Genomic DNA, 19,127 nt, shown 5'->3' on the forward strand with positions numbered 1-19,127 from the left:
GCAGCGCCCGGTTCAGGCGGCCAGGCCCACCACCAGCCAGATGAACAGCACGCCCGCGACCGTGCACAGCAGGGTCGAACGGGCCGGGTGTTCGTGGTGGGCCTCGGGGAGGATCTCGGCGGCCGCGAGGTAGAGCAGTACGCCGCCGAAGAGACCGAGATAGCCGCCGAGCAGGCCCTCCGGGATGGTGACGAACGCCGTCGAGGCGGCGCCGATCACCGGGGCCGCCGCGTCCGCGAACAGCATGGTCATGGCCTTGCGGCGGGCGTTCCCGTACAGGCTGGTGATCGTGTACGTGTTGAAGCCGTCCGCGAAGTCGTGGGCGACCACGGCCAGGGCGACCGCCGCGCCCATGCCGCCGCCGACCTGGAAGGCCGCGCCGATCGCCACACCGTCCATCGCGCTGTGACCGACCATCGCCGCGGCCGCCGTCAGCCCCACCTCGGGAGCCCGGTGGGAGTGCTCATCACCGCCGTGCGAGGCCTGGCGGGCGGCGAGGGTGCGCTCCACGAGATGGGCGAGCAGGAAGCCGCCCACGAAGAGCAGCAGGGCGGCGGGCACGCCGAAGATCTCGTCGCCGGCCGCCTCCAGTGCCTCCGGCAGCAGATCGAGGCCGACCACCCCGAGCATCAGTCCGCCGGCCAGGCCGAGGACCAGGTGGCGACGGTCGGTCACCCGCTGTGCCGTCCAGCCACCGGCCAGCGTCATCAGGAACGCGCCGAGCGCGACGAAGACCGCCATGGGGACTTGTTATCCGATCAACGGCCGTTCGCGCACATCGGACGGCCACGGCGACAGTACCCGTGACACTTTTGTACAGAGAGGACCCGATTTCCATGGCCGATGCCCCCACCGGCAAGGTGACCTTCGTCGGTGCCGGCCCCGGCGCCGCCGATCTGCTGACGTTCCGTGCCGCGCGCGCCATCGCCGAGGCCGACGTCGTGATCTGGGCGGCGAGCCTGGTCCAGGCGGAGGTCCTCGAACACGCGCGCGAGGACGCGGAGATCCTCGACTCGGCGACCATGTCCCTGGAGGACGTCGTGGCCGTCTACGAGCGCGCGCACGCCGAGGGGCTGCGCGTCGCCCGGATCCACTCCGGCGACCCGGCCCTGTGGGGCGGCACGCAGGAGCAGCTCGACCGGTGCGCGGGCATCGGCATCGCGACCGAGGTCGTCCCGGGCGTCTCCGCGTTCTCCGCCGTCGCCGCGCTCGCCCGGCGCGAGCTGACCATCCCCGAGGTCGCGCAGTCCGTGGTCCTCACCCGGCTCGGCGGCGGCAAGACGCCGATGCCGCCCGGCGAGGAGGTGCGGGAGTTCGCGCGGCACGGCACGACCATGGCGATCTTCCTGTCGGCGGCCCGCAGCGGGCAACTGGTGCGGGAGCTGCTGGAGGGCGGCTATCCGACCTCCACGCCGGTCGTGGTCGCCTACCAGGCGACGTGGCCGGAGGAGCTGCTGGTGCGGTGCACGATCGGCACGCTGGAGGAGACGGTCAAGGAGCACAAGCTCTGGAAGCACACCCTCTTCCTGGTCGGCGCGGCGCTGGACGCCGAGGGCACGCGCTCGCACCTGTACCACCCCGGCCACTTCCACGGCTACCGCAAGGCCGACCCGGCGGCCCGCAGGGCGCTGCGCGAGCGGGGGGCGAGTACGTGAGCGGCCCGATCACGGTCGTCGGTACGGGGACGGGGGCGCCGTTTCCCGCCGACGTGCTGGACGGGGCCCGGCTGGTCGTGGGCGGCAGGCGGCATCTCGAAGCGGCCCCGCTGCCGCACGACACCGAGCAGGTCGTCCTGGGCCCGCTGGCGCCGGCCCTGGACGTCATCGAGCGGCACCTGGAGAAGGAGGGCCGCGTCGTCGTGCTGGCCTCCGGGGACCCCGGGTTCTTCGGGATCGTGCGGGTGCTGGCGGAACGGTTCGGAGCGGACCGGCTGGACGTACGGCCGGGGGTGTCCTCCGTCGCCGCCGCCTTCGCCCGTGCCGGGCTGCCCTGGGACGACGCGGTGGTGGTCAGCGCCCACGGCCGGGACCCGCGCACGGCGGTCAACGCGTGCCGGGCCCATCCGAAGGTGGCGGTGCTGACGGGCCCGGGCAGTGGCCCCGCCGAACTCGGAGCCGCTCTCGGGTCGGACGCCCGGGTCCTGGTCGTCGCCTCCGCGCTCGGTGCCGCCGGGGAGCGGGTCGAGCGGGTCACGCCCGCCGAGGCCGCCGGCCGGGACTGGGGGGCGGACGTCAGTGTCGTGCTGTGTCTCGACGAGGCCCGGGTGCTCGGCGGTGTGCGGACGGTCGCGGGGGCCGACGCCGGTCCCGCGCGCTGGGCGCTGGACGAGGACGAGTTCGCGCACCGGGACTCGATGATCACCAAGTTCGAGGTGCGGGCCCTCGCGCTGGCCCGGCTGGGGCCCCGGCTCGGCGAGCTGGTCTGGGACGTCGGCGCGGGCTCCGGCTCCGTGGCCGTCGAGTGCGCCCGGTTCGGCGCCGCCGTCACCGCGGTCGAGAAGTCCGAGGACGGCGTCGGACGCATCCGCGCCAACGCCGCCGCGCACGGCGTGGACGTACGGGTCGTGCACGGCTCTGCGCCCGCCGCGCTGGACGGACTCGACGACCCCGACGCCGTGTTCGTCGGCGGCGGTGGGCGCGAGCTGCCCGCCATCGTCACCGCCTGCGCGCGCCGCGCCCGGCGGACGGTCGTGGTGGCGATGGCGGCCCTGGACCGCGTACCGGCCGCCCGCGAGGCCCTCACCGGCGCCGGATTCGACTGCGACGGCGTGCTGCTGCAGTCCTCCCGGCTCGCGCCGCTGCCCGGTGACGTGACCCGGCTGGCGGCGACCAATCCCGTTTTCCTGCTGTGGGGAGTCAGAACTCCCGTCTGTCGAGAAGGAGTCGCTCAGTGATCGGCCTCATTTCCGCCACCGCGGCGGGGACGGCTGCGCGGGACCGGCTGGCCGCCGCGTGGCCGGACCGTACGCGCGTGTACGAGGGTCCCGTCGGGGACGCCGTACGGGCCGCGTTCGCGGAGTGCGAGCAGCTCGTGTGCTTTCTCGCCACGGGGGCGGTGGTACGGCTCCTGGCGCCGCTGCTGGGTGACAAGACGACCGACCCGGGTGTGGTGTGCGTCGACGAGGGCGGGCGGTTCGCCGTGTCGCTGGTCGGCGGGCACGGGGGCGGGGCCAACGAACTCGCCCTCGAGGTGGGCGAGTTGCTGGACGCCCGGCCCGTGGTCACGACGGCGACCGACGCCACCGGCGTGGCGGGCCTGGACACCCTGGGGCTGCCGGTGGAGGGCGCCGTCGCGGCCGTCTCCCGGGCGCTCCTCGACGGCGAACCGGTCGTCCTGGACACCGAGGTGAGCTGGCCGCTGCCGCCCCTGCCGGTGGCCGTCGAGGGGTCCCACGTCATCCGTGTCACCGACCGCGCGGTCCGACCCGCCGAGCACGAGGTGCTGTTGCGCCCGCCGTCCCTCGTCGTCGGCGTCGGCGCCTCCAAGGGCGCGCCCGTCGAGGAGCTGCTGGGACTGATCGAGGACGCGCTGCGGGACGCGGGACTGTCCGTGCGGTCCCTCGCCGAACTCGCCACCGTCGACGCCAAGTCCGACGAACCCGGCATCGTGGAGGCGGCGCGACGGCTGGGGGTGCCCCTGGTGACCCACAGCGCCGAGGAGCTGGCCGAGGTCGAGGTCCCCAACCCCTCCGACGCGCCCCTCGCAGCCGTCGGCACACCGTCCGTCGCCGAGGCCGCCGCACTCGCCGGGGGCGGTGAACTCCTGGTGCCCAAGCGGAAGTCGGCCCGGGCGGACGGGCACGCCTCCATGGCGACCTGCGCCGTCGTACGACGTCCCGCGCGCGGCCGGCTCGCGGTGGTCGGGCTCGGTCCCGGCGCCCGCGACCTGCTCACCCCGCGCGCCAAGGCGGAGCTGCGGCGGGCCTCCGTGCTCGTCGGGCTCGACCAGTACGTCGACCAGATCCGCGACCTGCTGCGCCCCGGCACCCGGATCCTGGAGTCGGGGCTCGGGGCCGAGGAGGAGCGGGCGCGGACCGCGGTGGCCGAGGCGCGCAGGGGACAGGCCGTCGCCCTGATCGGCAGTGGTGACGCGGGCGTCTACGCCATGGCCTCGCCCGCCCTCGCCGAGGCGTCCGACGACATCGACGTGATCGGCGTGCCGGGCGTGACGGCGGCGCTGGCGGCCGGGGCGATCCTCGGGGCGCCGCTCGGGCACGACCACGTGTCGATCAGCCTCTCCGACCTGCACACCCCGTGGGAGGTCATCGAGCGCCGGGTGCGGGCCGCCGCCGAGGCGGATCTCGTGGTCACCTTCTACAACCCCCGCTCCCGGGGCCGGGACTGGCAGCTGCCCAAGGCGCTCGCGATCCTCGCCGGGCACCGCGAGCCGAGGACGCCGGTCGGTGTCGTACGCAACGCCTCGCGGCCCGACGAGTCCAGTCGGCTGACGACGCTGGCCGCGCTGGATCCGGCGACGGTCGACATGATGACGGTGGTGACCGTGGGCAACACCGCGACCCGCGACATCGCGGGGCGCATGGTCACGCCCCGCGGCTACCGCTGGCAGGAGGCTGCGTCATGAGCGACTCCGTCGAGGGGCGGTTGAACCGTGTCGTTCACCCCATCGAGGAGGAGTCCTACCGCCGCCTGCGCGCCCGGCTGGACACCTCGCACTTCCCGCCGCTGACCCGGGCGGTGGTGGAGCGGGTCGTCCACTCCGCCGCCGATCTCGACTACGCGACCGATCTCGTCATGGACGAGAGCGAGTTGGCGAGGGCGCACGCGGCGCTGCACGCCGGGGCGCCGGTCGTGGTCGACGTCGAGATGGTGGCCGCCGGGATCACCCGGCGCGAGACCGTCTGCCGGCTCCGGGACGCCAAGGCCGGTCCGGGGCTGACCCGTTCGGCGCACGCGATCCGGCTCGCGTACGAGCAGGTCGGTCCGGGCGCCCTCTGGGTGATCGGCAACGCCCCCACCGCGCTGGAGGAGTTGCTGACCCTGGACGCGGACCCGGTGCTCGTCATCGGCCTGCCCGTCGGCTTCGTCGGCGCCGTCGAGTCCAAGGCCGCGTTGCGCGAGAGCGGACTGCCCGCCGTGAGCAACGTGTCCGAGAAGGGCGGTTCGGCGGTGGCCTCCGCCGCGCTCAACGCCCTGCTGTACCACCCCACTTCACCGTCCGAGGAGACATCGTGACCACCCCGCCGCCCGCCCTGCTCATCGCCGGTCACGGCACCCGGGACGAGGCCGGAGCCGAGGCGTTCCGCGACTTCGTGCGGGAGCTCGGCCGCCGTCACCCCGAGCTGCCCGTCGCGGGCGGCTTCATCGAGCTGTCCCCGCCGCCGCTGGGCGAGGCGGTCGCCGAGCTGGTGGAGCGGGGCGTACGGCGGTTCGCGGCCGTCCCGCTGATGCTGGTGTCCGCCGGACACGCCAAGGGCGACATCCCGGCGGCGCTGTCCCGCGAGAAGGAACGGCACCCGGGGATCTCGTACACCTACGGCCGCCCGCTGGGCCCGCACCCCTCGCTGCTGGCGGTGCTGGAGCGCCGGCTCGACGAGGCACTCGGCGCGGGCGGCGCCGAGGACCGGGCCGAGGTGACCGTGCTGCTGGTCGGGCGCGGCTCGACGGACCCGGACGCCAACGCCGAGGTGCACAAGGCGGCGCGGCTGCTGTGGGAGGGGCGCGGGTACGCCGGGGTGGAGACGGCGTTCGTGTCGCTCGCAGCGCCGGACGTGCCGAGCGGGCTCGAGCGGTGCCGGAAGCTCGGGGCGCGCCGGATCGTCGTCCTGCCGTACTTCCTGTTCACCGGCATCCTGCCGGACCGGGTGAGGCGGCAGACCGAGGAGTGGGCGCGCGCGCACCCGGAGATCGAGGTGCGGTCCGCCGAGGTCATCGGGCCGGAGCCGGAGCTGCTCGACCTGGTGATGGAGCGTTACCAGGAGGCGGTGAAGGGCGATCTGCGGATGAACTGCGACTCGTGCGTGTACCGGATCGCGCTGCCGGGCTTCGAGGACAAGGTGGGGCTGGCGCAGCAGCCGCACTTCCACCCCGACGACGACGGCCACCATCACCACGGGCATCACCACCACGGCGGACACGCGCATGCGCACTGAACACGACCTGCGGCACCACGGCGACGCCGAGGTGCGTGACGACGGCGCCGCGCTCGTCGACCTGGCCGTGAACGTCCGCGCGGACACGCCCCCGGTATGGCTCCGGGAGCTGATCGCGGGCTCGCTGGGATCGCTGGCCGCCTACCCGGACGGGCGGGCTGCCCGGGCGGCGGTGGCGGCGCGGCACGGGGTGCCGGTGGAGCGGGTGCTGCTGACGGCGGGGGCCGCGGAGGCCTTCGTCCTGCTCGCCCGTGCGCTGAAGGTCCGTCAACCGGTTGTGGTGCACCCGCAGTTCACCGAGCCCGAGGCGGCGCTGCGGGACGCCGGGCACACCGTGGACCGGGTGCTGCTGCGGGAGGAGGACGGCTTCCGGCTCGGTCCGGGGGCGGTTCCCGAGGACGCGGACCTGGTGGTGATCGGCAACCCGACCAATCCGACGTCGGTGCTGCATCCCGCCGACACGATCACCCGACTCGCCCGCCCCGGGCGGACGTTGGTGGTCGACGAGGCCTTCATGGACGCGGTGCCGGGTGAGCGCGAGGCGCTGGCCGGGCGGACCGACGTACCCGGACTCGTCGTCCTGCGCAGCCTGACCAAGACCTGGGGTCTGGCCGGGCTGCGCGTCGGATACGTCCTCTGCGCCCCGGAGACCGTCGCCGAACTGGAGCGCGCCCAGCCGCTGTGGCCGGTGTCCACGCCGGCGCTGGCCGCCGCCGAGGCCTGTGTGGCGCCGCGGGCGCTGGCGGAGGCGGCGCACGCGGCGCACCGCGTCGCCGCCGACCGGGCCCATCTGGTCGCCGGGCTCGGCGAGTTCGCCCCGGACGGGCTGCGGGTCGTCGAGCCCGCCGAGGGCCCCTTCGTCCTCGTCCGGCTGCCCCGGGCCGCCGCCGTGCGCCGGCACCTGCGCGACCTGGGGTACGCGGTGCGGCGCGGTGACACCTTCCCGGGACTGGGCGAGGAGTGGCTGCGGCTGGCGGTACGGGACCGGGCGACGGTGAACAGGTTCCTGCAGGCCCTGGACCAGGCGATGACGCTGGCCAGGGCCTGAACCGCGGGTATCGGGTCAGCTCCGGTTGCGCCGGGCCACCGCCACCGCTCCCCCGCCCGCCAGCACCAGGGCGATCGCGCCGCCCGCGAGGTAGGGGGTCAGGGAGCTGCCGCCGGTCTCGGCCAGGTCCGCCTTCTTGACGGGGGCACCCTGGGGCTCGACCGCCTCCTTGGCGGGGGCGCCCTGCGGCTCGACGTCTCCGGCGGGCTCCGTGCTCGGATCAGCCGCCGCGGGGGCCGCCGGGGTCTCGCAGGTGGCCTTGGCGAGGGTGAGGGTGCCCTTGACGTCGGCGACGTTGAGCTTCAACGGGTTGACGGAGACGTTGAGGACGAGGGCGGTGGCGGCGGCCGTGCGGGACGCCGTCTCCCGCTTCGACAGGTCGAGACGGACCTCGCCGACGCCGGGGACCTTGACGTCGGTCGTGCCGCCGGCCGTCACGGTGACCTTCCTGCCGAGCACGGTGACCGCGCCGGGCAGCTTCGTCTCGGCGACCGGCGCCCGGCCCGCCGCGCAGGTCGCCCTGGAGGTGACCTGCTCGATCTCCACGAGGGACAGCAGGGGCAGACCCGGCACATGCACCTTGGCGTCGGCGAGGTTGGTGTAGGCCTCGGCCCCGCCGCCGGTGACCGTGGCCTTCGCGGTCGCCGTCCGCGCGTCCAGCACACTGAACGGCCTTCCGCCGTCCACCCCGTCCAACTTCGCGCTCAGCGCGGTCCGTTCGGCACTGCGCGGCGCCTCGACCTGGTTGAGGGCGACCGCGAGCGGGACGTTCACGGTCTTGTCGGCCAGGGCCACGTCGAGCCCGGTGCGCAGCACGACGGCGCTCGCCCGGCCCTGGTCACCGGTCGCGTGCGCGGTGCCCGCGCCGGCCAGGACCGTGGGACCGGCGGCCAGGGCGGTGGCCGTCGCGACGGTGGCCAGACGGCGTGCGGGCATGCGGAAGTTCTTGCCGTTCAAGGTGGGGACCCCTCGGAGGAGACGTGCTCGGGACCCGCCAAGAATTACGCATGACGAGTGAACTGACGGCGTTCCGGCGCCAGTTCACTCCATCGTGGTTTCTGCGTGAAAGTTTTCGAATTCTCCGGCACTGACGTTCCACTTTTTCACCGCCGTACCGCCTTGTGTCCGGCCCCGGAGGGTGGCGCAGGGGCGCGCGAGACGGCGCGCGTCGCGTCAACTAGCCGACGACCGCCCCGTTCAGCACGATCCGTCGTGGGGCCGCCAGGACGCGTACGTCGGCGCGTGGGTCCTCGTCGTAGACGACCAGGTCGGCCGGTGCCCCCTCCTCCAGGCCCGGCCGGCCGAGCCACTGCCGCGCGCCCCACGTCGTCGCCGACAGTGCCTCGACGGCCGGGATGCCGGCGGTGACCAGCTCGGCGACCTCGCCCGCGACCAGGCCGTGCGCGAGGTGTCCCCCGGCGTCGGTGCCGACGAAGACCGGGACGCCGGCGTCGTGGGCGCCGCGCACCGTGTCGTAGCGGCGCTCGTACAGGCTCCGCATATGGGCCGCCCATCGCGGGAACCTCGCCTCGCCGCCGGCCGCGAGCTGCGGGAAGGTCGCGATGTTGACGAGGGTCGGGACGATGGCGACCCCGCGCTCGGCGAAGAGCGGGATCAGGTCGTCGGTCAGGCCGGTGGCGTGCTCGACGCAGTCGATGCCGGCCTCGACCAGGTCCTTCAGGGAGTTCTCGGCGAAGCAGTGCGCGGTGACCCGGGCGCCGAGCCGGTGGGCCTCGGCGATGGCCGCCTCCACCGCGTCGCGCGGCCAGCTGGGGGCGAGGTCGCCGAGGTCGCGGTCGATCCAGTCGCCGACCAGCTTGACCCAGCCGTCGCCTCGCCGCGCCTCCCGGGCGACGTACTCGACGAGGTCCTCGGGCTCGATCTCGTGGGCGTAGCCGCGCATGTAGCGGCGGGTGCGGGCGATGTGCCGGCCGGCCCTGATGATCTCCGGCAGGTCCTCGCGGTCGTCGACCCAGCGGGTGTCCGAGGGCGAGCCGGCGTCGCGGATCAGCAGGGTGCCCGCGTCCCGGTCGGTCAGCGCCTGCTTCTCGGCGACGTCCTGCTCGACCGGGCCGTGCGGACCGAGGCCGACGTGGCAGTGGGCGTCGACGAGGCCGGGCAGGGCCCAGCCGACGACGGTCCGCACGTCGCGGACGCCGGCCGGACGGTCGTAGGAGACACGACCGCCGACCACCCACAGTTCGTCGCGGACGTCCTCGGGCCCCACCAGGACCCGCCCCTTCACGTGCAGTACCGCCTGATCGCTCATGGGGCTCAGCCTAGGACGACCGCCGGTTGCCGGTGCGGACAGGCCGGGAGGATCGTCAGCCGGTCCCGCCGACCTGGTCCGAGGTCTCCTCCTCCACCTGGGCCATGGCGGGGTCGAGCAGCCGGGAGAGGAAGTGGCGGGTGCGGTCGTGGGTGGGGGCGCCGATGACCTGGTCGGGGGTGCCGTCCTCGACGATCACCCCGCCGTCCATGAAGACCACCCGGTCGGCGACCTCCCTCGCGAAGGTCATCTCATGGGTGACGACCATCATGGTCATGCCCTCCTGCGCGAGCATCCGCATGACCGCGAGGACGTCTCCCACCAGCTCCGGGTCCAGGGCCGAGGTGGGCTCGTCGAAGAGCATCACCTCGGGGCCCATCGACAGCGAGCGGGCGATGGCGACGCGCTGCTGCTGGCCGCCGGAGAGGGAGGCGGGGTAGGCGTCCGCCTTCTCCGACAGGCCCACCCGCTCCAGGTTCTCGGCGGCCACCTTCGCCGCCGTCGCCTTGTCCCGGCGCAGCACGCGCCGCTGCGGCAGCGTGAGGTTCTCGGTGACCGTGAGGTGCGGGAAGAGGTTGAACTGCTGGAAGACCATGCCGATACGGCGGCGCATGGCGTCGATGTCGACGTCGGGATCGGTGAGTTCGCTACCGCCGACGAAGACCTGGCCCTCGGTCGGCTCCTCCAGGAGGTTCACGCACCGCAGCAGCGTCGACTTGCCGGAGCCGGAGGGGCCGATGACGCACACGACCTCGCCCTGGCGGATCTCCAGGTCGATGCCGCGCAGGACCTCGTTGTCGCCGAACGACTTGTGCAGGCCCCGGACCTCGATCTCCGGGCCCGCAGCGGACTGCTGCTCGCTCATTTGACGGCCTCCTGGGCCTTGGCCTCCATCCGGCGCACGACGAAGCCGAGCGGGATGGTCACCAGCAGGTAGCACAGGCCGGCGACCAGGATCGGCGTGGAGTTGGCGGTCGTACTGGCCAGGTCCCGGCCGTACTTGGACAGTTCGCGCTCCTCCAGGGTGACGCCTAGGAAGAGGACCAGCGAGGAGTCCTTGAAGAGCAGGACGAGTTCGTTGGTCAGCGGCGGCAGGATGATGCGGAACGCCTGCGGGATGATGATGGAGATCATCGCGCGGGCCGGGGAGAAGCCCAGTGAACGAGCCGCCTCCATCTGCCCCTTGGGCACCGCCTGGATGCCGGCGCGGATCGTCTCGGCCATGTAGGCGGCGGCGACCAGGCCGAGGGCGAGGGCGACCTTCCCGTACGTGCCGCCGACGATCTCCGTGCCCGGGAAGGCGAGCGGGACCGCGACGCCGATGAAGATGAAGATCAGCAGGGCGGGCAGTCCGCGGAAGATCTCGATGTAGATGCCGGCGACCCAGCGGTAGGGGCCGACGGACGACAGCCGCATCAGCGCGATGACCATGCCGAGGGCGAGTCCGACCACGAAGCCGGACAGTGTGTACAGCACGGTGTTCTTCAGCGCCAGTGTGATGACGTCCGGGAACATCTGCTTGGCGATGCTGCCCTGGGCGAACTGGTTCTTCAGCCGGCCCCAGTCCGCCGAGACCGCGAAGGCGATGACGGCGGCGACGAACACGACGTACTGCGCGCCGCGCGAGAGACTGCGCTTCTGACGCCGGGTCAGCCCCTTCTTCTTCGGCCGGAGTCGTACGTCCGTGGCGGTCATGAGGCCGACGGGGACGCCGCGGACTGGTCGTAGGGGCCGATCCACTTCTCGTACAGCTTCTTGTACGTGCCGTCGGCCTTCGCGTCCTTGATCGCCTTGTTGATGGCGGCCAGGAGCTTGGTGTTGCCCTTCTTGACCGTGAAGCCGTACTGCTCACCGGTGTTGATGTTGTCGGCGAGCTTGAAGGCGTCCGCGTTGGCCTTGGTCTTCAACCAGCCCTGGACGACCGGGTAGTCGATGATGACGGCCTTGACCTGGCCCGTGCGCAGCCCGTTGAGGACGGCGTCGGAGGACTCGAAGGAAACGGGGTCGAAGCCCTGCTTCTTGGCGTAGTCCTCACCCGTGGTCTGCGCCTGCGCGCCGAGCTTGGCCTTCTTCGCCTTGGCGTCGGCGAGGGAGGTGATGCCGCTGCTCTTGGCGACGAGGAGGGCCTGGGTGGCGTCGAAGTACGGGTCGGAGAAGTCGACGTTCTTCTTGCGCTCGGCGGTGATGGTCATGCCGGCCGCGGCCAGGTCGCACTCGCCGGAGTTGAGGAAGGCGCCGGTCTTGAAGTTCTCGAAGGGCGTGTCGAGGATCTTCTGCTTCACGCCGAGGTTCTTGGCGACGAGGTCGATCATCGACACGTCGAAGCCCTGCACGGTGCCGTTGATCTCGGACTGGAAGGGCGGGTACGGCAGATGGGTGCAGGTGGTGAGCTGTCCGGCCTTCACCAGCTCGACGCCGCCGGAGGCGGTCTTGCTTCCGCTGCCGCCGCTGCCGCTCGAGGTACAGGCGGCCACGAGCACCAGCGAGGCGGTGAGGGTGGTGGCGGCCAGGGCGCGGGACAGCGCGTGGCTTGTGCGGCCGGGGACGGTGTACACGGGAACCTCCGGTGGGGCGGGAGTGCGAAGTCACCGGCAGGGGTGGACGTGGGGTGCCGGTTACTCTCGACACCTGTACCCCATGACCGAGGAGAAGGCACCGCCGTGACACACCCGTTCCTTGACCTGGTCCCGCTGAGCGCCGCCCGCTTCGCCGAGATCGAGGACCGGGTCGCCCGTTTGCTGGACACCCGGCAGGACGTCGTGATCATGCAGGGTGAGGCGCTGCTGCCGTTGGAGGGGGCGATCCGGGGCGCGGCGGGTCCCGGGACGACCGCGCTGAACGTGATCACCGGGCCGTACGGGCAGACTTCGGGAACTGGCTGCGGGACTGCGGTGCGACGGTGGCTTCGCCCCCGGAGCACCGCTCCTCAAACGCCGGAGGGGCTGTATTAGCTCGGAGCCTATCCGCGCACCCGTTATGCCGTGTATCGACCGGATGACCGGGGCCTGAATTCGGCGTGATTAGGGGCACTCTTTTCGTGGTACTTTTTCGGGTAGCTTCCCGTATTCTTCTGCCCGCTTTTCATCTCTCTAAACGCAAAGATTTTGCGAACGCCAGCAGGGTTAATTCGGGCAGATCTCGTGAGGGTTACCGGGTTGTGACGCGTTACACATGCTGGTTGTTTTGTTCCGTATGTGCCGGGCAAATCGGGTGATTCGGCGTCGGGCCCACCCATGAACTCGCGCCCGCGCGATAACATATCGAGCGCCCGTACGTAACCCTGTCCGGCCATGCATTTTTCATTTCCGCTCGGTAAGTTCATTTCGCATGACTGCCGCACAAGCAGACCGAGCAGAACCCCGAGCAGAACTGAAAATCGACCGTCCGACGGTGGCGGACGGTGCCGCGCTGTGGCGAATCGCGCGGGACTCGAAGACGCTCGACCTGAACTCGTCGTACAGCTATCTGCTGTGGTGCCGCGACTTCGCCGCCACCTCCGCTGTGGCCCGCGACGACCGCGGCGAACCGGTCGGCTTCGTCACCGCCTACGTACGGCCAGACCGCCCCCGCACCCTGCTGGTGTGGCAGGTGGCGGTCGACGGCGCGTACCGGGGCCGCGGGCTCGCCGCCCAGTTGCTGGACGGGCTCGTCGCACGGAGTTCGGCCACCCATCGGATCACCGACGTCGAGACCACCATCACCCCCGGCAACACCGCCTCGGAGCGGCTGTTCACCTCGTTCGCCGAGCGGCACGGCGCCGGGGTCGAACGCGAGGTGCTGTTCACCTCCGAGGCGTTCCCGGACGGCCCGCACGACCCCGAGGTCCTGTACCGCATCGGTCCCCTCTCCCTCTGACCGCCCCCTCACCAGCCGCCCACGGACGACCCCACACACTCCCCCCACGCAACGAGGAGCGATTCGTCGTGACCATCACCCAGCCCGACCTCAGCGTCTTCGAGACCCTCGAGTCCGAGGTGCGCAGCTACTGCCGCGGCTGGCCCACCGTCTTCGACCGTGCGCAGGGCAGCCGCATGTACGACGAGGACGGCCACGAGTACCTGGACTTCTTCGCCGGCGCCGGCTCGCTGAACTACGGCCACAACAACCCGGTGCTGAAACGGGCGTTGATCGACTACCTGGAGCGGGACGGCGTCACGCACGGGCTCGACATGTCGACCACCGCCAAGCGGACCTTCCTGCAGACCTTCCAGGACCTGGTGCTGCGGCCCCGCGACCTGCCGTACAAGGTCATGTTCCCGGGGCCGACGGGCACCAACGCCGTGGAGTCCGCGCTGAAGCTGGCGCGGAAGGTGAAGGGTCGCGAGGCGATCGTCTCGTTCACCAACGCCTTCCACGGGATGTCGCTCGGGTCGCTGGCCGTCACCGGCAACGCCTTCAAGCGCGCCGGGGCGGGCATCCCGCTGGTGCACGGCACGCCCATGCCCTTCGACAACTACTTCGAGGGCACGGTCCCGGACTTCCTGTGGTTCGAGAGGCTGCTGGAGGACCAGGGCTCCGGGCTCAACAAGCCCGCCGCCGTGATCGTGGAGACCGTGCAGGGCGAGGGCGGCATCAACGTGGCGCGGCCGGAGTGGCTGCGTGCCCTGGCCGACCTGTGCGAGCGGCAGGACATGCTGCTGATCGTCGACGACATCCAGATGGGGTGCGGGCGGACCGGTGCCTTCTTCTCCTTCGAGGAGTCGGGCATCACCCCGGACATCGTCACCGTCTCCAAGTCCATCAGCGGCTACGGGCTGCCCATGTCGCTCTGCCTGTTCAAGCCCGAGCTGGACATCTGGGAGCCGGGCGAGCACAACGGCACCTTCCGCGGCAACAACCCCGCCTTCGTCACGGCCACGGCCGCCCTGGAGTCGTACTGGGCGGACGGGTCCGCGATGGAGAAGCAGACCCGGACGCGCGGCGAGCAGGTCGAGCGGGCGCTCGCCGCGATCAGCGACGAGAACCGCGCGGACGTCAAGGAGTACCGGGGCCGCGGGCTGGTGTGGGGCATGGAGTTCCACGACAAGGAGCGCGCAGGCCGGGTCGCCCGGCGCGCCTTCGAACTCGGCCTGCTCATCGAGACGTCGGGCCCGGAGAGCGAGGTCGTCAAGCTCCTCCCGGCGCTCACCGTCACCGCCGACGAGCTCGACGAGGGCCTCAGCGTCCTCGCCCGTGCCGTACGCGAGACCCACTGAGAGCCCACTGGCAACCCGCTGAGACCCCACTCAGCACCCACTCAGAACCCACTCGGACAAAGGAGAAGTGCAGCACTGTGATCGTCCGTTCGTTCAAGGAGATCGAGGGCACCGACCGGCATGTGAAATCCGCGTCCGGCACCTGGGAGAGCAAGCGCATCGTCCTGGCCAAGGAGAGGGTCGGATTCTCGGTGCACGAGACGATCCTGTACGCGGGTACGGAGACGCACATGTGGTACGCCAACCACATCGAGGCGGTCGTCTGCACCCAGGGCGACGCCGAGCTGACCGACCGCGAGACCGGGCGGACGTACCACATCACGCCCGGCACCATGTACCTCCTCAACGGCCATGAGCGGCACACGCTCAAGGTCAAGGAGGACTTCCACTGCATCTGCGTGTTCAACCCGCCCGTGACCGGCCGGGAGGACCACGACGAGAACGGCGTCTACCCCCTGCTCACCGAGCCCGAGGAGGTGTGAGAACCCCATGACCACCGTCACCGATCTCTACCCCAGCCGCGGCCCCGCCGAAGTGTCGATCCCGCGTCAGGACCCCGTCGTGTGGGGGTCCCCCGACACCCCGGGCCCGATCCCCGAGACCGACCTGCAGTCCTTCGAGCGGGACGGCTTCCTGGCCATCGACGAGCTGATCGGCCCGGACGAAGTCGGCGTCTACCAGCGTGAGCTGGCGCGGCTTACCACCGACCCGGAGATCCGCGCGGACGAGCGCTCGATCATCGAGCCGAAGTCCCAGGAGATCCGCTCGGTCTTCGAAGTGCACCGGATCAGCGAGGTGTTCGCGAACCTGGTGCGCGACGAGCGGGTCGTCGGCCGGGCCCGGCAGATCCTCGGCTCGGACGTGTACGTCCACCAGTCGCGGATCAACGTCAAGCCCGGTTTCGGGGCCAGCGGCTTCTACTGGCACTCGGACTTCGAGACCTGGCACGCCGAGGACGGCCTGCCCAACATGCGCACGGTGTCCGTCTCGATCGCGCTGACCGAGAACTACGACACCAACGGCGGGCTGATGATCATGCCCGGCTCGCACCGGACGTTCCTGGGCTGCGCCGGCGCCACGCCCGAGGACAACTACAAGAAGTCGCTGCAGATGCAGGACGCGGGCACGCCCTCGGACGAGGCGCTGACCAAGATGGCGAGCGAGTACGGCATCAAGCTCTTCACGGGCAAGGCCGGTTCGGCGACCTGGTTCGACTGCAACTGCATGCACGGCTCCGGCGACAACATCACGCCGTTCCCGCGCAGCAACGTGTTCATCGTGTTCAACAGCGTGGAGAACGCGGCCGTCGAGCCGTTCGCGGCGCCGGTACGGCGACCGGAGTTCATCGGAGCACGGGACTTCACCCCGGTGCGCTGACGCGTCGCGGGACGCGACGAGTCGGCCCGGCCCTGAGAGGGGGCCGGGCCGATCCGTGTCGCACCGCGCCCGCTACAGCCAGGACAGAGCCGCGGCCCGCTCCAGCACGTTCCGTACGGCCGCCTCGTCGCCCGTGGTGCCGCGCGGGACCTCCTCCGGTGCGTACCGGCCGCCCACCAGGAGGCAGAAGTCGACCGGATCCAGGGTGAGTTCAGCTCCCACGGGCTCGTCCTCGGAGCCCAGCACCCACTGTTCGCCGCCGGTCACCGCGAACAGCACCGGGGGCGCGGTGGGTCCGAGGGCGAGGCCGAGGATGCGGACGGCCAGCCGCACCAGTTGCCCCAGGTGGTCGGCGGGCGGGGGCGGCACGGCGAGGCCCAGGGCGCGTCCGATGTCGTCGGTGTGGATCCACGTCTCGAAGGCCCGCACCAGGAAATGCTCGGCGACGGGCAGCCGGACGCCCATCAACGTCGTTGCCCGCGCCGCCAGTTCGGGGTCGTGGGCCTCCGGTGTGGCGAGCAGCGCGGCGGCCTGCGCGGACCAGTCGGCGACCGTCTCGGCGGGTGTACGGCCGTGCTCGTGCGCGACGACCTCGGCGGTACGGCGGTTCCAGGCGCCCGCCCAGTCCGCCTCGCCCTCGCCCTCGCCCTCGACGGGCGTGCCCGGGACGCGCGGCCCGATGCCCAGGCGGCCGGCGAGGGGCTCGTCGGCGGCGAGGAGATGGGCGAGGGTCGCGTGCACGTCCCAGTCGTGCACGACCGGCGTCGGCCAGCGGCCCTCCGCCTCGGGCAGCAGCGCCTTCAGCCCGGCGACCGCGGCGGCGTAGGGGACGGCGTGCCCCGCCACCCGGGGCAGTGCGGGGCGGGCGCGCAAGGCCGCGGACAACACACCGGAGAGGTCCTGCGCGGACTCGGCGTACAGGTCGGCGGTGGGCGCGGCGTCCGGCTGCCCGTCCGCGCCGTTGCCCGCGGGCCCGTCCAGGAGCCGTACCGTCTCCCGCAGCCGTTCCGCCTCGGCCGCGCAGCTCCCGCACTCGGCCAGGTGGTCGGCGACCGTCTGGCGCTCCTCGGGCGCGAGGGTGCCGAACGCCCAGGCCGCGAGCAGGTCGCGGACCCTCTCGTGGTCGTCCTCGGTCACCCTGCGCCTCCTTTACGCCGGCAAAGTGTCTGCCGCCATCATGCGCCCCTTGCGAGCGCCGGGTCCGGCGGGTCGGCCAAAGAGTCGTCAGCCGGACAGGGTGTCCAGCAGACGGTCCACGTCGGCGGGGGTGTTGTAGAGGTGGAAGGCGGCGCGCAGATGTCCGGCGCGGTCGGAGACCTCGACTCCGGCGGCGCTCAACTCCGGCTGACGGTGGCCGAGTCCGGGCACGGAGACGATGGGTGAGCCCGGAGCGGGGACGGGTTCGTGGCCGAGGGCGGCGAGACCGGCGCGGAAGCGGTCGGCGAGGGCGAGGTCGTGGGCGCGGATGGTGTCCACGCCGAGTTCCTCGAGGAGTTCGAGGGAGCGGCGGGCGCCCGCGTAGGAGAAGAGAGCGGGGCTCTCGTCGAACCGCCGCGCGGAGTGGGCGAGTTCGTCGATGGGGCCGTAGCACGCGTCCCAGGGGCGCTCGCCCGCCACCCAGCCGGCGAACAGCGGGGTGAGTCCGCCGAGGTCCTCCGGGACGACCAGGAAGGCCACACCGCGTGGGCACACGAGCCACTTGAAGGCGACGCAGGCGCAGTAGTCGTAGGCGTCCGCGTCGAGGTCCAGCCAGCCGACGGCCTGGGAGGCGTCGACGTAGGTGCGTGCGCCGTGCTCGCGTGCCGCCTGCCGGATCGCGGGCAGGTCGGCGATCCGGCCGTCGGCGGACTGGGCCGCGCTGACGGCCACCAGGGCGGTTCCGGGGCGGACGGACTCGGCGACGCGCTCCAGCGGCACGGCGCGGACCTTGAGGTCGGGGCGGACGTGGAAGGGATTCACCACGGAGCTGAAGTCGCCCTCCGCGGTGAGGACTTCGGCGCCGTCGGGGAGGGAGGCGGCGATCAGTCCGCTGTAGACGGCGACGGAGGCGCCGGCCGCGACGCGGTGCGGCGGGACGCCGACGAGCCGCGCGAAGCAGGCGCGGCTCGCCTCCACGTCCCCGAACATGTCGGTCGGCTCGCCCGCGGCCGAGGCCGCCACGGCGGTGCGCAGGGCGGCGACGGTGCGGGCGGGTACCAGGCCGGTGCTGGCGGTGTTCAGATAGGTGTTCTTCGGGGCGAACTCGGCTCGGACGAGGCTCTCGAAGGTCTCCATGGGTCCACTGTGGGCCCGGGAGAGGTCCCGGTCCATTGACGAATTGTGCGTGGGTTCGCGAAGGAACCCTTATGCATCGGCGCTGACCTGGTGTTTCAGTGCTGCGGCACCGCGCAGCCGTCGGGGCCGCAGGCGTCCGCGTCACCCTGGTCGATCAGCTGGAGCGGTGAGCGCTCGCCCCAGGCCTGGCTCAGCGCCTGGGCGAAGACCTCGGCGGGCTGGGCGCCGGAGACGCCGTACTTGCGGTCGAGGACGAAGAAGGGGACGCCGTTCGCGCCGAGCTGGGCGGCCTCGCGTTCGTCGGCGCGGACGGCGTCGGCGTAGGCGGTGGGGTCGGCGAGGACCTTGCGGGCGTCGCCGGCGTCCAGGCCGGCCTCGACGGCCAGCTCGACGAGCCGCTCGTCGCCCTCGGTGAACAGGCTGCGCTCGTCGGCGAAGTTCGCCTTGTAGAGGATCTGGATCAGCTCGTCCTGCCTGCCCTGGTCCTTGGCGAAGTGGAGCAGGCGGTGCATGTCGAAGGTGTTGCCGTGGTCGCGGCCGCGGGTGCGGTACGCCAGGCCCTCGGCGGCGGCCTGGGCGCCGAGGTTGTCCTCACCGGCCTCGGCCTGTGCCTCGCTCATGCCGTACTTCTTGGAGAGCATGGAGACCACGGTCTGCACGTCCCCCTTGGCGCGGCCCGGGTCCAGCTCGAAGGACCGGTGCACCACCTCGACCTGGTCACGGTGCGGGAAGGCCTCGAGCGCCTTCTCGAAACGGGCCTTGCCGACATAGCACCAGGGGCACGCTATGTCCGACCAGATCTCGACCTTCATGTTCTCTCCAGCAGCTACGGGTACGTACGGAGGCCCCCTCCGC

At 72.1% G+C, this 19,127-nt stretch carries 19 protein-coding genes and 1 pseudogene; 11 read left to right on the forward strand and 9 right to left on the reverse strand.

What is annotated here, in order from left to right; translation table 11 throughout:
• Positions 1-12: 12 nt before the first annotated feature.
• Positions 13-741, reverse strand: a complete 729-nt coding sequence (locus ACWCQ1_RS05275) for a ZIP family metal transporter (RefSeq protein ID WP_133048211.1) — start codon at positions 739-741, stop codon at positions 13-15.
• Positions 742-836: 95 nt separating this feature from the next.
• Here ACWCQ1_RS05275 and cobM point away from each other — a divergent pair, with 95 nt between their 5' ends.
• From cobM to cobC, 6 genes are read left to right on the forward strand one after another with little or no spacing between them, the layout of a single operon-like run.
• Positions 837-1,655, forward strand: coding sequence for a precorrin-4 C(11)-methyltransferase (cobM, locus tag ACWCQ1_RS05280; RefSeq protein ID WP_133048210.1), 819 nt, complete (start codon positions 837-839; stop codon positions 1,653-1,655).
• Entirely contained in the window at positions 1,652-2,893 is a 1,242-nt protein-coding gene (gene cbiE / locus ACWCQ1_RS05285) for a precorrin-6y C5,15-methyltransferase (decarboxylating) subunit CbiE (RefSeq protein WP_358594636.1), read from the forward strand. Before cobM ends, cbiE begins: the two co-directional genes overlap by 4 nt.
• The gene (cobJ, locus tag ACWCQ1_RS05290) at positions 2,890-4,581 is read left to right on the forward strand and encodes a precorrin-3B C(17)-methyltransferase (RefSeq protein WP_451025901.1); all 1,692 of its coding nucleotides are present in this window, start codon (positions 2,890-2,892) and stop codon (positions 4,579-4,581) included. The genes cbiE and cobJ overlap by 4 nt, the downstream gene beginning before the upstream one ends.
• A 20-nt stretch (positions 4,582-4,601) precedes the next feature.
• Positions 4,602-5,192, forward strand: a complete 591-nt coding sequence (locus tag ACWCQ1_RS05295) for a precorrin-8X methylmutase (protein ID WP_358595313.1) — start codon at positions 4,602-4,604, stop codon at positions 5,190-5,192.
• Positions 5,189-6,109 carry a sirohydrochlorin chelatase gene (locus ACWCQ1_RS05300; RefSeq protein ID WP_358594642.1) on the forward strand — a complete coding sequence of 307 codons (921 nt, stop codon included), beginning with the start codon at positions 5,189-5,191 and terminating at the stop codon, positions 6,107-6,109. The genes ACWCQ1_RS05295 and ACWCQ1_RS05300 overlap by 4 nt, the downstream gene beginning before the upstream one ends.
• A complete protein-coding gene (gene cobC / locus ACWCQ1_RS05305) occupies positions 6,099-7,157 on the forward strand; it encodes an Rv2231c family pyridoxal phosphate-dependent protein CobC (protein WP_451025902.1) in 1,059 nt (352 codons plus the stop codon). Before ACWCQ1_RS05300 ends, cobC begins: the two co-directional genes overlap by 11 nt.
• 15 nt (positions 7,158-7,172) lie before the next feature.
• Here cobC and ACWCQ1_RS05310 read toward each other — a convergent pair whose 3' ends face one another.
• The 5 genes from ACWCQ1_RS05310 to ACWCQ1_RS05330 form a co-directional block, all read right to left on the reverse strand.
• A complete protein-coding gene (locus ACWCQ1_RS05310; protein ID WP_358594648.1) occupies positions 7,173-8,114 on the reverse strand; it encodes an SCO1860 family LAETG-anchored protein in 942 nt (313 codons plus the stop codon).
• 220 nt (positions 8,115-8,334) lie between these two features.
• A complete protein-coding gene (locus ACWCQ1_RS05315) occupies positions 8,335-9,426 on the reverse strand; it encodes an amidohydrolase family protein (protein WP_358594651.1) in 1,092 nt (363 codons plus the stop codon).
• 55 nt (positions 9,427-9,481) lie between these two features.
• A complete protein-coding gene (locus ACWCQ1_RS05320; RefSeq protein ID WP_133048204.1) occupies positions 9,482-10,291 on the reverse strand; it encodes an amino acid ABC transporter ATP-binding protein in 810 nt (269 codons plus the stop codon).
• Complete coding sequence (locus tag ACWCQ1_RS05325) at positions 10,288-11,121, reverse strand: amino acid ABC transporter permease (RefSeq protein WP_133048203.1); 834 nt, start codon at positions 11,119-11,121, stop codon at positions 10,288-10,290. Before ACWCQ1_RS05325 ends, ACWCQ1_RS05320 begins: the two co-directional genes overlap by 4 nt.
• Complete coding sequence (locus ACWCQ1_RS05330) at positions 11,118-11,981, reverse strand: transporter substrate-binding domain-containing protein (RefSeq protein ID WP_358594657.1); 864 nt, start codon at positions 11,979-11,981, stop codon at positions 11,118-11,120. The genes ACWCQ1_RS05325 and ACWCQ1_RS05330 overlap by 4 nt, the downstream gene beginning before the upstream one ends.
• Before the next feature lie 105 nt (positions 11,982-12,086).
• Between ACWCQ1_RS05330 and ACWCQ1_RS05335 the strand changes: the two are divergent.
• From ACWCQ1_RS05335 to thpD, 5 genes and pseudogenes are all read left to right on the forward strand, one after another.
• Positions 12,087-12,328 (forward strand): annotated as a pseudogene (locus tag ACWCQ1_RS05335) (alanine--glyoxylate aminotransferase family protein); the annotation flags it as partial.
• A gap of 425 nt (positions 12,329-12,753) precedes the next feature.
• On the forward strand, positions 12,754-13,281 hold the full coding sequence (gene ectA, locus ACWCQ1_RS05340) for a diaminobutyrate acetyltransferase (RefSeq protein ID WP_133048202.1): 528 nt from the start codon (positions 12,754-12,756) through the stop codon (positions 13,279-13,281).
• Positions 13,282-13,349: 68 nt separating this feature from the next.
• The gene (gene ectB, locus ACWCQ1_RS05345; protein ID WP_358594660.1) at positions 13,350-14,621 is read left to right on the forward strand and encodes a diaminobutyrate--2-oxoglutarate transaminase; all 1,272 of its coding nucleotides are present in this window, start codon (positions 13,350-13,352) and stop codon (positions 14,619-14,621) included.
• A gap of 77 nt (positions 14,622-14,698) precedes the next feature.
• Positions 14,699-15,103: an ectoine synthase gene (locus ACWCQ1_RS05350; RefSeq protein WP_356761229.1), complete on the forward strand. Its 405-nt coding sequence runs from the start codon at positions 14,699-14,701 to the stop codon at positions 15,101-15,103.
• Between the two features lie 7 nt (positions 15,104-15,110).
• A complete protein-coding gene (gene thpD, locus ACWCQ1_RS05355; RefSeq protein WP_133048199.1) occupies positions 15,111-15,998 on the forward strand; it encodes an ectoine hydroxylase in 888 nt (295 codons plus the stop codon).
• A 72-nt stretch (positions 15,999-16,070) separates the two neighbouring features.
• Here thpD and ACWCQ1_RS05360 read toward each other — a convergent pair whose 3' ends face one another.
• The 3 genes from ACWCQ1_RS05360 to ACWCQ1_RS05370 form a co-directional block, all read right to left on the reverse strand.
• Positions 16,071-17,135 carry a maleylpyruvate isomerase family mycothiol-dependent enzyme gene (locus ACWCQ1_RS05360; protein WP_451025903.1) on the reverse strand — a complete coding sequence of 355 codons (1,065 nt, stop codon included), beginning with the start codon at positions 17,133-17,135 and terminating at the stop codon, positions 16,071-16,073.
• An 87-nt stretch (positions 17,136-17,222) separates the two neighbouring features.
• The gene (locus tag ACWCQ1_RS05365) at positions 17,223-18,272 is read right to left on the reverse strand and encodes an aminotransferase class V-fold PLP-dependent enzyme (protein WP_451025904.1); all 1,050 of its coding nucleotides are present in this window, start codon (positions 18,270-18,272) and stop codon (positions 17,223-17,225) included.
• A 95-nt stretch (positions 18,273-18,367) separates the two neighbouring features.
• Complete coding sequence (locus ACWCQ1_RS05370; RefSeq protein WP_451025905.1) at positions 18,368-19,084, reverse strand: DsbA family oxidoreductase; 717 nt, start codon at positions 19,082-19,084, stop codon at positions 18,368-18,370.
• Between the last annotated feature and the right edge of the window lie 43 nt (positions 19,085-19,127).

The sequence above is a fragment of the Streptomyces sp. NPDC002144 genome (assembly GCF_053593695.1).